Genomic DNA, 15,374 nt, shown 5'->3' on the forward strand with positions numbered 1-15,374 from the left:
ATTAATGTGTAACCACTATCATGCGAATGGCTTCAAAGGTCAATTGTGCTTTATCAATATAGTGGCTTAATTCCTCTTGTTGTTGACTAATAAAATCAATCTCTTCTTGGCGTACACTTGGGTTAATTGCTTTTAACGCCGTCAACCTTTGTAGCTCTAAGGAAAGTTTGTTTTTCATCGCCGCTAAAGATTTTTCTTGAATCGCAACAATATGTTTAGCGCCATGCGCTTCTGCTTTCGCTACCAAAGGACTTATTTGCGATTTAAGTGCTTTGATAAGCTGTAATGCCATTTGTTTTTTAACCGGTAATAATTGCTTATCAAGTACTTGCTCACTGACCTTATCGGCTAAATCATTACCATTCTTATCTACTAGAATACGAATAGGTGTAGTAGGTAAATAACGACCTAGCTGTAAATGAGCTGGTGCGGTTGCTTCCACGGTAAATATGCACTCTAGGAAAAATGTCCCTACAGCTAAGGCTTCATTTTTAAGTAAGCCAATACTGGCATTACCAATATCATCACTCAAAACTAAGTCCATAACCCCACGCACCATAGGGTGATCCCAAGTTAATAATTGGTAGTTTTCATTAACTAAGGCGGTATCTCTATCAAATGTTATGGTGGTACCGTCTTCCGGTAAACAGGGGAAGTTATTATTGAGCATGTGCTCGCTTTGATTTAAGGCAATGGCATTATCCGCTTTATCATCTTGCTGCACACCAAAAACATCGAATACTTGAAACATAAACTGCGGTAAGGCGATATCAACATCAGCTTGTTGAATTTTTTCCACCAGTTCATGAGCTCGCCCTTGACCCGAAGAGTTCAGCTCTAATAACTTGTCTCGGCCAGCCTCTAGCTCTGCTTTAATGGTTAAGTGCTTTTGCCAAGTATCACTAATCAGTGATTCGGCCTCAGTTGATTGTTGCTGGCAGCTTAGAGCTAACATAAATAACGGCTCGCCAAAGGCTTCAAAAATCACTCGGCCGGTAATGCAGGTGTGCTCAAATGCTTGCATGCCTTGATGGTACCAATCAAATAACAATTGTTGGGCAGAATCGGCAAAGTAAGGCACATGAATGCGAATTACCTCAGTTTGGCCAATACGGTCTAAGCGACCTATACGCTGCTCTAATAGGTCAGGATTACGGGGTAAATCAAAAAGTACTAGATGATGGGCGAATTGGAAGTTACGCCCTTCACTACCAATTTCAGAGCAAAGCAATAGTTGCGCACTATCTTCGTCTTGAGCAAAATAAGCGGCCGCTTTATCACGATCAAATATCGATAAACCTTCGTGGAAAACCGCGCTGCGAATACCTTCTTTAATACGAAGTACGGCTTCTAAATCAATGGCTGTTTGCGCGTGAGCACAGATGACTAATACTTTTTCTTTTTTAAGTGACTGTAATAGTTCAATTAAATAATTAACTCTAGGATCGAAATCAGTCCAATTGCCACTTTGTTGAGTTAAACCATGGAGCATTTCCGGGGTGAAAATATATTTAGCCTGTTTTGATTTAGCTAATGCTTCCGGGCAGTCACTCGTCATTAATTCATTGATGTTGTGGTGATATTGCTCCGGCATTTCCAGTGCCACGGGCACGACTTTTCGAGCGGGAAAACCTTTAATGGTATTGCGAGAGTTTCTAAATAAAATACGACCAGTACCATGTCGATCGAGTAACTGTTTTAATAAGTTTTGGCGTACTTTTGCTGATATTATCGGTTCGGCTTGATTTAACTCGCTTAGCTGGGTACTGATATCGCATTCTTTTAATAAATCAGTCAGTGTTGTTTCTTGCTCGACGGTAAGTTTTTCACCGTCGACTAGCGCATTAGCGGCATCAGCAACTTCGCTATAATGCGACTCTTCTTCAATAAATTTTTGATAATCATAAAATCGGTCGGCATCAAGTAAGCGTAAACGGGCAAAGTGACTCTCATGACCTAATTGATCAGGAGTGGCAGTTAACAATAAAACGCCAGGGATAACTTGGGCGAGTTGCTCTATACATTGGTATTCAATGCTTGGCTTATCTTGTTGCCAGTTTAAGTGGTGCGCTTCATCAACGACCATTAAGTCCCAGTCCTCACTGAGCAGTGCCTCATACCATTCTGGGTTATTAGTAATAAAACCTAGATTAACCAGTACTAGTTGCTCTGTACTAAAAGGGTTAGCCTTTTTGCCATCAATATAATTATCTTGGCTAGTTTCAACACAGCGTTCATTATCAAAAATACTAAAATTAAGGTTAAAACGGCGCTGCATTTCTACTAACCATTGATGCATTAAAGACTCTGGTACTATGATGAGAATTCTTTTAGCACGACCAGTGACTAATTGCTGATGAATAATTAAACCAGCTTCAATGGTTTTACCCAAGCCCACTTCATCGGCGAGTAACACTCGCGGAGCAAAACGATTACCTACTTCATCGGCAATGTAGAGTTGATGTGGTATCAAGCTAACACGACCGCCGGTTAGGCCGGTTAAGTCAGATTGTTGTTGTTGATATTGATGTTGTAAGCAGTCTTTACGTAAGCGAAACCAATCTAAACGGTCTACTTGGTTATTAAGTAAGCGGTCGTGAGGTTTATTGAATTTAATAAAGTGATCTATCATCACTTCCTTCAAGCTTACTTGCTCTTTGGTATCTTGACGTATGCCTTGATAAGTCAAAATGCCATGGGCTTCACTTTGTGATTCTACTTTTAATAACCAGCCTTCATGGCTGGGAACAAGATCTCCTTTATTAAAGATAACACGCGTTAACGGGGCATTCTCTTTTGCATATTGGCGAGACTCCCCCGTTGCAGTATAAATTATATTAACAAAGCGGTGTTCAACCCCGGTTACTGTACCCAATCCTTGATCTGATTCACTGTCACTGATCCAACGCTGACCTACCTGAAATGGCATAAACTTATTTCTCCGACGATTGCTTAGTACTTAGCTTATATTTACTTAAAAGCGAGACTAAGCCTTAAAAAATTGGGGTAAAAAAAGGGCGCTATAATACTCTTTATCATAGACGGAATCATTAAAAAATTTCACTTGCCTCAAGATAATTAAGAGATCACTGTGAATCAGCTATACTTTAAGTGCTGTATTGCTCTTTTATATTTGTTTTGTCAGTGACTCACGGAGATTGCCCATGACTAAAGAGAATATGAATAATGAGAATATGAATAATGAGAATATATTAAGTGAGAAATTAGCCCATCCGTCTTCAGCCGAAGATACCGCCGACCAAAAAATTATCTACATTCTAGATACCAATATCCTTTTGCACGAACCTTTCGCTTTTTTATCCTTTAAAGAACATGATGTGGTTGTACCCATGACCGTGCTGGAAGAACTCGACTCCATTAAAGATAGGCGCAAAGATGTCAGTCGTGATGCTAGGGTCGCTATTCGAGCGCTTGAAGATACTTTGCGCGATGCTACGCCAGAGCAAGTGCTCGCTGGGGTAAAACTACCACAAAATGATGAGCAGCATCCCAGTGGCTGTCTCGCCATTATTAATGATTATGCCTTAAAGCAAACAGCGAATATGCTATCTTTTAATGAAAATGATAATCGCATCATCAATGCTGCTTTGCATATTCAAAAGAAAACGCCAGATAAAAAAATTGTGTTAGTGACTAAAGATATTAATATGCGTTTGAAAGCTAAGGGCGCAGGGCTGGCGCATGTTGAAGATTATCGAACTGATCAACTCATTGATGATATCCAATTCCTCACCAAAGGCTATCATCACTTTGACGGGGATTTTTGGCAAAATATTCAATCGGTAGATACTGAGACAGAAGGGCGGAATACCACCCATTATGTGGCGCGCGATAGCGTGCCCTTAGCTTATATTAATGAGTATTTATTAGATGATGGTGACAGCTTTGCTGGCAAAGTGATTGGCTGGGATGACGATCGCCTTGCTATATTAGATCTTGGTCGAGAGCGGTTGTTGGCTAAAAATGCTTGGGGTATCCATCCTAAAAATATTTATCAAGGTATGGCGATGGACGCTTTACTCGACCCTAATATTGATTTAGTTATTCTTACTGGACCAGCAGGCTGTGGTAAAACCTTACTTGCCTTAGCAACTGCCCTAGAGCAAGTGATAGAAAGAGGCTTGTATGACAAAATTATTGTTACCCGCAGCACCCCTGAAATAGCTGAATCCATTGGTTTTTTACCAGGCACAGAAGAAGAAAAAATGGCGCCATGGCTCGCCGCGATAACTGATTCTCTGGAGGTCTTACATAAGCAAGATGAAAGTATGCATGGCAGCATGAATTACATTATGGATAAAGCCAATATTCAGTTTAAGTCGGTGAATTTCATGCGCGGCCGTAGTATTCAAAACTCGCTCGTGCTACTCGATGAGTGTCAGAACTTAACCGCGGCTCAGCTAAAAACTATTATCACCCGCTGTGGTGAAGGCACTAAAATAGTGTGTTCAGGGAATTTGGCACAAATTGATAGTAACTATTTAACCGCAGTAACCTCAGGGTTAACCTATATTGTCGAACGTTTTAAAAACTTTGAGGGCAGCGCCACCATTAATTTAAATGGTGTGGTGCGTAGTCGACTGGCTTCTTTTGCCGAGGAAAATTTATAACGGATGTGACCTTGGTACCCAGTTGAGTAAATAAACTACTTTTCCTTGTTTAACGCTTGTTTAAAATAGGTGACTGCTTTAACTTAGCAAGTTAACTCATGATTTAAACAAAAAATTAAGGCGTTTCAGTGTATTACCAAAAGGGCATAAATACAGTTTTTAGGCGTTATAACACCACCGTTGTCGTTGCCTTTATTGTCATTATTCTCGTGGCCTTTTCTGCTGCCTCTTTACGTTACTTCAATCAATTAGCCCAACATAAGCAGCAAAGTCTACTTGAGCTCAAACAAGAAGCTCAACAGCTAAATAATATGCTAGAACAAAGTGTTCAAGCTGTGGTAGGTATACACGAATTTGCCGAATATATTCTAAAACACCCCAATGAATTAAATATTCCCATGCCTGCTTTGTTACAACAAGGGCAGATGTTTTATTTAAATAAACCTCTACATGATGTTATTAAACAAGGTAAACGCTTAAGCAGTAATATTACCGGAATAGGGCAAGTGGCTGAGTTTAGTGAGGCTAAAAAACAAGAAATCGCCATGGCTAACGCCTTAACTCCGGCATTTATAGCGGCACAAAATATCATAGCGGAAGCAACGTGGTTTTATTATGTTTCCTTTAGTGGCTTTGTCAATATCTACCCTTGGGTTGATCGAGAAGTTTGGCAGTTTAATCATAAAACCTTAAATAGCTCACATAATCAAGCGATACAAACTCTCACCTCAAGTAATAATCGTGTACTTTGGTCTCCTCCTTATCTTGATGCCGCAGGTGGCGGTATGAATGCTTCATTGGGTACTGGCGTTTTTCATCATGATAAGTTGTTAGGTGCAGTCGTTATTGATGTCAATTTATCACGCTTGCATGCGGGGTTGACCGAGTTAGAATCAACAGACCAAGGGTTTATTCTATACAATCAAAATAATGATATTTTACTCGCTAAACGCTGGGGGAAAGAGTCTTTAAGTTATCGTGTCTCTTGGCAAGATTTACTGCCAAAATCATTGCAAGGCTTGAACGCTGAACGCTTAAGTAAACTAGGTGATGCCGAGCGTTTTGGCGATTGGTTTATAGAAAAACAAGTGCTTAGTGTTAACGGTTGGACTTTACTTAAATATCAAAATTATGATAGCTTTGCCGCCCCTCAATACAGTGATTTTGTTTTTGTTTTTGCCATGCTTTTTATCGGTTTGTTAGCATTTCTTATGTTAGTTAATACCATGACAAAGCGCACGTTTATCAAGCCCACTACTGAGTTTATTAGCCATATTCAATATTGCGCCGAAGGTGACCCAGGTAAAATCACCCCAGCAGCGGATTGGTTACATTGGTTTCAAGTGGTTGAAGATATTTTTGTACAAAATAGAAGCCTACTTTTGCAGCTTACGGAACAAAACGATGTATTAGATAGTCGTGTTATAGAAAAAACCAAAGCGTTACAAGAGACAAGTGCACAGCATCAACGTGATTATGCGTTATTACGCTCTGTGATGAATGCCATTCCCGAATTGATTGTCTTTAATGACCCTGACGGTTTATTAATGGGCTGTAATAAAGCCTTTGAGCGCTTGACAAATCACTCAGTTGAGCAAATGTTAGGCATTAAATCCTCGACTTTTATGCCGACAGCTTTAGCGCAAGAAGTTAATCGTTTAAACGCCAGGTGTAACGATATTTATCCGCAACAAGCACTCATTAAGGCTGGCGATTATATTTACCAAGGCTTTTGCAATCAATTTACCGATGAACAAGGTAATATTCTAGGCACTATCAGTATCTTTCATGATGTGACCTTACAGCAAGCAACACAATCAGCGCTGGAAAAAGCGAAAGACCAAGCTGAGTATGCTAATAAGGTAAAAATACAGTTTCTTGCCAATATGAGTCATGAAGTCAGAACGCCAATAAATGCCATGCAAGGTATGATGGATTTATTGGCGCACACCTCTTTAGATACTCGCCAACAGCATTATCTAGTTAATGCTCAGGGTGCTTCAGCAACCTTATTACATCTAGTTGATGAATTGTTAGACTTATCTAAGATTGAAGCCGGTAAAATGGTCGTCAGCCAAGATGTAGTCAATTTGCCGGTTATTATTGATAAAGCCTTAAAACTTAATCTGAGTAATGTTGACCATAAACGGGTCGAAGTATTGGTTGATATGAGTGCACAAGTGCCGAGTAATGTCATCAGTGATGAAATGCGTTTAGTACAAGTGCTCGCTAATTTATTTAATAATGCCATTAAATTTACCGAGCAAGGCGAAATTAAGTTAATTGTTGATCTCCTGTCGACAACTGATAGCGTGGCTCAGGTGCGCTTTCGTGTCATCGATACGGGTATCGGTATTGCCAGCGATAATCAAAGTCATTTATTTAAAGCCTTTAGTCAAGCTGATGAGTCAATGACACGCAAGTATGGTGGCTCAGGCTTAGGTTTATCTATCTGCCAGCAAATAATTAATCTGCTTGGCGGGGAAATTAGCCTTACTAGCCAATTAGGGCAAGGCTGTGAATTAAGCTTTGTTTTACCCTTGCAGCGAGCTCCGCTTGCATGCCTAAATAAAGTCAACTCTGAGCCATTATTTAAGTCCAATCATAAGGTGACAGAGGTGTCATTTTCCCTAGCCGCAGAATTATCTCAGCCGCTAATAGCTGGTATTAGCATTTATGCGATAAATCAAAAACTATCAACAAGTTTGGTGGAAAGTATTGCTCAGATGAGCTGGCTATTACATGAAGTGAGCTCTGTTGACGACTTACTTCAGTTAGATGTTGTAGACAACAGTGTCTTACTTATTTCTGAAGTGGATTTTATTGCTCAACAAAACCGTCCAGAGTCTATTTCGTCGCTAGCAGCGTTTCGATTACTTGGTCTATGTCAGCCGGCATTAACGCAATTGAGCAATGAAACTTGTAGTCACTTAGATAAACTATCTACAGCTTATTTATTAGTCGATAAACCACTATTTCGTTATTCCCTTGATCAAATATCACAGGCTTTAATTGCTCAAGCAGAGTCTTTCGCTGAGCAAGCCAAAAGTGATACTAGCCTGGTTTACCAACAACATTCAAACAAGAAAACCGTAAGGGTTACTGCGCAAAAACCGTCAATGCTAAAAGATGAACAAAGCTTGCAGGGTGTATCCGTTTTATTAGTAGAAGATAACTTAGTTAACCAACTAGTCGCTAAAGAGTTGCTGTTGAATATGCATGCTAAAGTCACTATTGCAGATAACGGTCAACGAGCTATAGATACCCTAGCAGAGCAGCATTTTGATGTGGTATTGATGGATATTCAAATGCCTATAATGGATGGTCTCACCGCAGCTAAACTTATTCGAGCGCAAAGTAAATATAAAAATTTACCTATTGTAGCCATGACAGCTCATGCTAGAGAAGAAGATAAACAACAGAGTTTAGCGGCAGGCATGAACTTGCATATGCCTAAACCCGTTACCGGACAAGCTTTGCTTACTTGCATCAAAAAAGTTCTCAGAGAGGTAGCAAGTTAACCCAGCGGCCTAAGTTTAGCTTAAGTTTTTAGAGAAAAGTTGCTCTAATTTTTTGATGGTATCATTGATTTTACTGACATCAGTAGGCGCAATGAAAATAGTATCATCGCCAGCAATAGTGCCAAGTACACCATCACTTTTACTTAAACTATCAAGTAGTCTAGCGATTAATTGGGCTGCACCAGGGCTAGTTTGCACAATGATCATTACTTCGTTGTGCTCTATTTCTAATACTAATTGTTTGAGCGGGCTTTGTGCGGTAGGTACGCCTAACTCAGCAGGCAAACAATAGACCATTTCTTGACGAGCATTACGGGTTCGTACAGCACCATATTTACTGAGCATACGAGAGATTTTTGATTGACTGATGTTTTCAAAGCCATTGGCTTTTAATGCCTCGACGATTTCGCCTTGAGAGCCAAATTGTTCTTGTTTTAATAAATCCTTAAATGCTTGTACTAGTGCTTCTTGTTTTTGTAAAGCGCTCATCATGCTTAATTAACCCTGTAATAGACTAAAGTGGCGTTTGTAATCAGTGTGATAAACGCTAGTATACGTTATCGTATCATCATACTCGACGTTAATATTCGAGTATAAAATTATATCAATTGTTTTTTACTTGCTTTTACTATATCTTTTGCTCTGCAAAAATTACGTATTTACTCAAATAATATTTTAATAATTTATTGTACAATAAATAAACCCCACATAATTTCGGAGAAAACACATGAAAGTAGCTGTTTTAGGCGCCGCAGGCGGTATTGGTCAAGCATTATCATTATTATTAAAAACTCAATTACCAGCTGGTTCTGAGTTGTCTTTATATGATGTTGCCCCTGTTGTTCCGGGTGTTGCCGTAGATTTATCACACATCCCAACTGACGTTAAAGTTGCTGGTTTTGGTCGTGACGACCTTAGTGGCGCATTAACAGGTGCTGATATTGTTTTGATCCCAGCAGGTATGCCACGTAAGCCGGGTATGGATCGTGCTGATTTATTTGCCGTTAATGCTGGTATTATTAAAGTATTGGCTGAAGGCATTGCCGCAAACTGTCCAAAAGCGTTAGTAGGTGTTATTACTAACCCAGTTAACGGCACTGTGCCTATTGTTGCTGAAGTATTCAAAAAGGCAGGTACTTATGATGCTGCTCGTCTTTTCGGTGTGACTACATTAGATGTTATTCGCTCTGAAGCTTTTGTTGCTGAACTTAAAGGCCTAGACGTTGCTACGGTTAAAGTAGCGGTTATCGGCGGTCACTCTGGTACTACTATTCTACCATTACTTTCTCAAGTTGAAGGTGTTACTTTTACTGATGAAGAAGTTGCCACGCTAACGTCTCGCATCCAAAATGCCGGTACTGAAGTTGTTGAAGCAAAAGCTGGTGGCGGTAGTGCGACACTTTCTATGGGCGCTGCAGCAGCACGTTTTTGTCTGTCTTTAGTTAAAGGCTTACAAGGTGAAGATGTTGTTGATTACGCCTATGTTGAAGGTAAGGGTGATGATGCCTTGTTTTTTGCACAACAAGTACGTCTTGGCGTAAACGGTGTGAGTGAAGTGTTATCTTACGGCGAGTTAAGTGCTTTTGAGCAAAAAGCAAAAGATGCTATGTTAGCGACATTAAAGCAAGACATCAAAGAAGGTGTTGATTTTATGGCTAGCTAATCAGCCATAAAACGCAGAGTAAGTTTATTCATTGACTTGCTCTCATATAAAAAGCGCTGTTATCGATTGGTTTTTATCCATTGCTAATAGCGTTTTTTTTATGGCTGAATTTCACCAGCTAATCATAGTAAGTAATCACAGTAAGTATTACTGTGATATATTTATGTGCTTACAGGGGGGAGGTTAATGACTGCGATTAGCGGCGATATGCGCTAAGGCAATAAGGGCCTGCTTGTGTTCACTGTCAGCAATGACATCTAGTGCCTTAATGGCTTTATCGGCTTCAATTTCAGCTTTTCGCTGGGTATAACGTAAAGCACCGGTATCTTCCATCGCTGCTAGTATTAAGTCTAAGCTATCCATGCCGTTGCCTAGTTCAATGGCTTCTTTAATGAGTGCTTTTTGTGCAGGATTGCCATGCGCCAAGGCATATATTAATGGCAGGGTGGGTTTACCTTCGGCAAGGTCATCACCGACATTTTTACCCATTTCTTTAGCATCGGCGGTGTAATCCATAATGTCATCAACTAACTGGAATGCGGTGCCGAGGAACTTGCCATAATCAGCCATGGCTTGCTCTATTTTGTCATCTTGCTTAGCTACTACAGCAGCAAGGCGGGTGGACGCTTCAAATAATTTAGCCGTTTTACAATAAATGACTTTCATATAGCTTGCTTCTGTGGTGCTGGCATCATTGCAGTTCATTAACTGCAATACTTCACCTTCGGCAACTATATTGGTGGCCTCAGATAGGATATCCATAATGCGCATATCACCCAATTTCGTCATCATTTGGAAAGAACGAGTATAGAGAAAATCACCGACCAGCACACTAGCACTGTTACCAAACAAAGCATTGGCCGTTTCTCTGCCGCGACGCATATTTGATTCATCAACAACATCATCATGTAATAAAGTCGCGGTATGAATAAATTCAATAATGGCGGCAATATTCCAGTGCTGTTCGCCTTGGTATGCTAACGCTCTGGCAGCAAGTACGGTTAACATAGGGCGCATACGTTTGCCGCCACTGTTAACAATATAGATACCGAGTTGATTGATTAAGGCGACATCAGAATGTAATTGCTCATAGATAAGGTCATTTACTGCTGTCATGTCGTTTTGTATTAATTTTTGTATTGTTTTAATATTTACTTTATTGCCCATGCTGCTTGTCTTTAGCTGTTTTGATGTGTTTTTTGATTAGATATTAATCAAAAATATTAAATTGGTTAAGATGGCAAAGTTTACACTAAATTTTAGGCAAAAGTAGCTTTCTAGTGGCTTTGTTCTAATTCTTAGGGTCAAAGCAATTAAAAAGCAGAAAAGGCTAATAAAGTTAATGAATGATCACATTTATACTTGCTCTCGTTATATTATTCGCGTAGAATTCGCGCCCTATATTTTAAAAATTAGCGTCACAAATATGATGGCGCAGTACGGAGTAGCTATGTACGCGGTATTCCAAAGCGGTGGTAAACAGCATCGTGTAACCGAAGGACAAACAGTTCGTCTAGAAAAGCTTGAGCTTGAAGTAGGCGCAACAGTAGAATTTGAAAACGTTTTAATGATCGCTGATGGCGATAACATCAATGTAGGCGCGCCTTACGTTGCTGGTGGTAAAGTAGTGGCTGAGGTTGTTAACCAAGGTCGTGCTGATAAAATTACCATAGTTAAATTCAAACGTCGTAAGCATTCACGTAAACAAGCGGGCCATCGTCAATGGTTCACTGAAGTGAAAATTACTGGTATTAACGGCTAATTAGGAGCATTTTGACATGGCACATAAGAAAGCTGCAGGTAGTACACGAAATGGTCGCGATTCGGAAGCAAAACGCCTAGGTGTTAAACGCTTTGGTGGTGAATCTGTTTTAGCTGGTAACATTATTGTTCGTCAACGTGGTACTCGTTTCCACGCTGGTAGTAACATGGGTATCGGTAAAGATCATACTTTATTTGCTTTATCTGACGGTAAAGTTCAATTTGAAGTGAAAGGTCCAAAGAGTCGCAAGTTCGTTAGCATTATCGCTGATTAATTAGAACTTGGATTCCTAAAAACCTCGCTTCATCGCGAGGTTTTTTTTTAGTTTTTTTTTGGCTCTATAGAGATTCATTTTTAGTCGGTCAAAAATAGTTTATACTAGCGGTAGATATAGCAAACGGATTAATTAGTCTGCTTGCTAATAAACAAGCATTACCACATTAGGGTTATTGAGATACCATGAAATTTGTTGATGAAGTTGAGATCAGAGTTGAAGCGGGTGATGGCGGCAACGGCTGTAGCAGTTTCCGTAGAGAAAAATACATTGAATTTGGCGGTCCTGATGGTGGTGATGGTGGTGATGGTGGTGACGTATATTTAGAGGCTTGCGAAAGCCTCAATACGTTAATTGATTATCGTTTTGAGCGTTTCCATCGTGCTAAACGTGGTCAAAATGGTCAAAGCCGTGATTGTACCGGTAAAGGCTCTGACGACTTAGTGCTAAAAGTACCCATTGGTACTCGTGTGATCGATGAAGATACCGGTGAGCAAATTGGTGATTTGACCCATAAAGGGCAAAAACTGCTGGTTGCTAAAGGCGGTTGGCATGGTTTAGGTAATACTCGCTTTAAAAGTAGTACCAACCGAGCGCCTCGTCAAAAATCAGATGGCACACCAGGTGAAATCCGTAACTTAAAATTAGAGTTACTATTGCTGGCTGATGTTGGCTTGCTTGGTTTACCTAATGCTGGTAAATCTACACTCATTCGTAGTGTTTCAGCAGCGACACCGAAAGTAGCTGATTATCCATTTACTACCTTAGTGCCTAATTTAGGTGTAGTACGTTTAGATACCCAGCGCAGCTTTGTTATTGCCGATATCCCAGGGATTATCGAAGGAGCGGCTGATGGTGCTGGTTTAGGCACACAGTTCCTCAAACATCTTGAGCGTTGTCGTATATTACTACACGTCATTGATATTATGCCTGTTGATGGCTCAAACCCATTAGAAAACGCTAAAGTCATTATCAGCGAGTTAGAGCAGCATAATGCAAAACTTGCGGGCAAGCCGCGCTGGATTGTCTTTAATAAGCTTGATTTAGTACTGGAAGAAGAGGCAAAAGAAATTACTGATGCTGTTTTAGCTGGCCTTGACTGGCAAGGTGAGGTGCACAGCATCTCGGCATCTAATCGCATGGGTACTAAAGAGTTATCACAAAAAGTGATGAGATTTATCGAAGCGTTACCTCCTGAAAAGGAAGAAGTCATTGATGGTAAAACTGTTGAGTTTAAATGGGATACTTATCATGAAGAAACTATCGCTGCTCATAGTTCAGATGATGACTTAGATGACGATGATTGGAATGAAGACGACTATGATGTTGAAGTAGAATATCGCCAATAAGTTTAATCATAATAATTAATATTATAAGCACTGCTTTTTTTAGTTAAAACAGTGCTTTTTTTTACCTTTCTTCTCGCGATAATACAGAAAAGAATGTTGAGAGTTTTATATGACCATTTTATCCATGATAGTTGCCACGGCTGATAACAATATTATTGGTAAAAATAATACTATGCCTTGGCACTTGCCGGCCGATTTAGCCTACTTTAAAAAAGTTACCTTAGGTAAACCTATTATTATGGGGCGAAAAACCTTTGAATCAATAGGGAGGGCTTTACCCGGGCGTCGGAATATAGTGATTTCTCGTGATGAAAGTTACCAGCCACAAGGAAAGGGCGCTGAAGCTGTCGATACCGTAACCTCAGTGGCAGAAGCAATGGCCTTAGTTGATGGCTCAAATGGTGGTGAGGGCGTTGACGAAATAATGGTTATTGGTGGCGGCGCTATCTATAAACATTGCCTACCTGCGGCACAAAGGCTGTATATAACCCATATAGATACAGATATTCAGGGCGATGTTGAATTCCCTGATTATGAGGATGGCAGCTGGAAGAAGGTATCAAGTGAAAAACGTCCTGCTGATGAAAAAAATATTTACGATTTAGATTTTTCTGTATACGAACGATGCAGTAAATAATAGCAAGCGGATTAATCACTCATAAAAGCAAAGTATAAAAAAAGCTGTACCTTATCAGGGAACAGCTTTTTTTATAGGTAAAATTATTTTAGTTACTGGCTAACAAAATCCAAAATTCCTATAGCCGCTTTTCGGCCTTGATCCACCGCAGTAACGACTAAATCAGAGCCTAAGACCATATCACCACCAGCAAATATATTGCTCTTAGTGGTTTGCAAAGCAAAGTCAGAGCTAGCGACTGCAACAACGCGGCCACGAGAGTCTAATTCCACTCCTGCATCTATCATCCACTGAGGTGGGCTTGGTAAGAAACCAAAGGCAATAACCACCGCATCGGCTGCCATAATAAACTCACTCCCTGCAATCGGCTCAGGGTTACGTCTGCCATTAGCGTCGGCTGCACCTAGTTGTGTTTTAACAAATTTAACACCGATAGTTTTACCTTGCTCATCTACTGCTATATCTAACGGCTGAATATTAAATTCAAAAATAACACCTTCCTCTTTAGCATTTTTTACTTCGCGTGGTGAGCCTGGCATATTGCTTTCGTCACGACGATAAGCACAAGTGACTTGTGTAGCTCCTTGACGAATCGATGTACGGACACAATCCATGGTAGTATCACCACCACCTAAAACAATCACTTTTTGATCGGTAAAATTGACATAAGGTTTTAGATTTTTCTTATCGTCAGCATTGTTTGAATCGGTAATGCCCATTGTTTTTTGGGTATTACCAATAAGGAAATCTAAGGCGCTGTATACACCTGGGGCCTTTTCGTTGGCAAAACCACCGGTCATATCGGTATAAGTACCTAATCCTAAGAAAACCGCATCGTATTCTTCGCTGAGTTCGGCAAAGCTAATGTCGACACCAATTTCGACATTTAAGCGAAAGTCGATGCCCATGCCTTCAAATATTTCTCGGCGAGTTTGAATAATATCTTTTTCTAATTTAAAGGATGGAATGCCAAAGGTTAATAAACCACCGATTTGTGGATTGCGATCGAATACTACTGCATCAATACCGTTTCGGGTTAAAACATCGGCACAGGATAAACCGGCTGGACCAGCGCCAATAATAGCAACCTTTTTTCCTATTTTAGTTACCCCTGATAGGTCGGGTTTCCAGCCTTGGGCAAAGGCGGTATCGGTGATGAATGATTCAATATTACCTATGGTTACTGCGCCAAAATCAGCATCTAGGGTGCATGAGCCTTCGCATAACTTGTCTTGTGGGCAAATTCGACCACACATTTCAGGTAAGCTATTGGTTTCATGACATAAATCTGCAGCTTCAAATATGCGGCCTTCGGTGACTAATTCTAACCATTGTGGAATATAGTTATGTACGGGGCATTTCCATTCACAATATGGGTTACCACAATCCAGACAACGATCCGCTTGACCAGCACTTTGATCTTGTCCAAGCGGTTGATATATTTCGACAAACTCTATTTTACGTTTCTCGATTGCCACTTTGGCTGGTTCAATACGTTCAACGTCCATAAATTGATAAACATTCTTACTCATAACTA

Annotated in this window: 11 protein-coding genes; 7 read left to right on the plus strand and 4 right to left on the minus strand. The window is 40.2% G+C overall.

Features of this window, described 5'->3' with window-relative positions; translation table 11 throughout:
• Position 1: 1 nt before the first annotated feature.
• On the minus strand, positions 2–2,929 hold the full coding sequence (gene rapA, locus MTCD1_RS00310) for an RNA polymerase-associated protein RapA (RefSeq protein WP_057182560.1): 2,928 nt from the start codon (positions 2,927–2,929) through the stop codon (positions 2–4).
• Positions 2,930–3,194: 265 nt separating this feature from the next.
• Here rapA and MTCD1_RS00315 point away from each other — a divergent pair, with 265 nt between their 5' ends.
• Complete coding sequence (locus tag MTCD1_RS00315) at positions 3,195–4,631, plus strand: PhoH family protein (RefSeq protein ID WP_438819272.1); 1,437 nt, start codon at positions 3,195–3,197, stop codon at positions 4,629–4,631.
• A gap of 128 nt (positions 4,632–4,759) precedes the next feature.
• On the plus strand, positions 4,760–8,152 hold the full coding sequence (locus MTCD1_RS00320) for a PAS domain-containing hybrid sensor histidine kinase/response regulator (protein WP_057182558.1): 3,393 nt from the start codon (positions 4,760–4,762) through the stop codon (positions 8,150–8,152).
• Between the two features lie 15 nt (positions 8,153–8,167).
• Here MTCD1_RS00320 and argR read toward each other — a convergent pair whose 3' ends face one another.
• Positions 8,168–8,641, minus strand: coding sequence for a transcriptional regulator ArgR (gene argR, locus MTCD1_RS00325; RefSeq protein ID WP_057182556.1), 474 nt, complete (start codon positions 8,639–8,641; stop codon positions 8,168–8,170).
• A gap of 238 nt (positions 8,642–8,879) precedes the next feature.
• Here argR and mdh point away from each other — a divergent pair, with 238 nt between their 5' ends.
• A complete protein-coding gene (gene mdh, locus MTCD1_RS00330) occupies positions 8,880–9,815 on the plus strand; it encodes a malate dehydrogenase (RefSeq protein WP_057182554.1) in 936 nt (311 codons plus the stop codon).
• Positions 9,816–9,998: 183 nt separating this feature from the next.
• On the opposite strand, the gene ispB is transcribed toward mdh, so the two are convergent.
• On the minus strand, positions 9,999–10,982 hold the full coding sequence (gene ispB, locus MTCD1_RS00335; RefSeq protein WP_057182553.1) for an octaprenyl diphosphate synthase: 984 nt from the start codon (positions 10,980–10,982) through the stop codon (positions 9,999–10,001).
• A gap of 283 nt (positions 10,983–11,265) precedes the next feature.
• Here ispB and rplU point away from each other — a divergent pair, with 283 nt between their 5' ends.
• From rplU to folA, 4 genes are all read left to right on the plus strand, one after another.
• Positions 11,266–11,577, plus strand: coding sequence for a 50S ribosomal protein L21 (rplU, locus tag MTCD1_RS00340; RefSeq protein WP_057182715.1), 312 nt, complete (start codon positions 11,266–11,268; stop codon positions 11,575–11,577).
• 16 nt (positions 11,578–11,593) lie between these two features.
• Positions 11,594–11,851, plus strand: coding sequence for a 50S ribosomal protein L27 (gene rpmA, locus MTCD1_RS00345; RefSeq protein ID WP_011045240.1), 258 nt, complete (start codon positions 11,594–11,596; stop codon positions 11,849–11,851).
• Positions 11,852–12,036: 185 nt separating this feature from the next.
• Positions 12,037–13,200 (plus strand): Obg family GTPase CgtA, encoded by a 1,164-nt coding sequence (gene cgtA / locus MTCD1_RS00350; protein WP_057182551.1) that lies wholly within the window; start codon positions 12,037–12,039, stop codon positions 13,198–13,200.
• A gap of 109 nt (positions 13,201–13,309) precedes the next feature.
• Complete coding sequence (gene folA, locus MTCD1_RS00355; RefSeq protein ID WP_057182549.1) at positions 13,310–13,837, plus strand: type 3 dihydrofolate reductase; 528 nt, start codon at positions 13,310–13,312, stop codon at positions 13,835–13,837.
• 92 nt (positions 13,838–13,929) lie between these two features.
• On the opposite strand, the gene MTCD1_RS00360 is transcribed toward folA, so the two are convergent.
• A complete protein-coding gene (locus tag MTCD1_RS00360; protein WP_057182548.1) occupies positions 13,930–15,369 on the minus strand; it encodes an FAD-dependent oxidoreductase in 1,440 nt (479 codons plus the stop codon).
• Positions 15,370–15,374 lie beyond the last annotated feature (5 nt).

The organism is Colwellia marinimaniae, from assembly GCF_002207865.1.
Lineage (GTDB): Bacteria > Pseudomonadota > Gammaproteobacteria > Enterobacterales > Alteromonadaceae > Colwellia > Colwellia marinimaniae.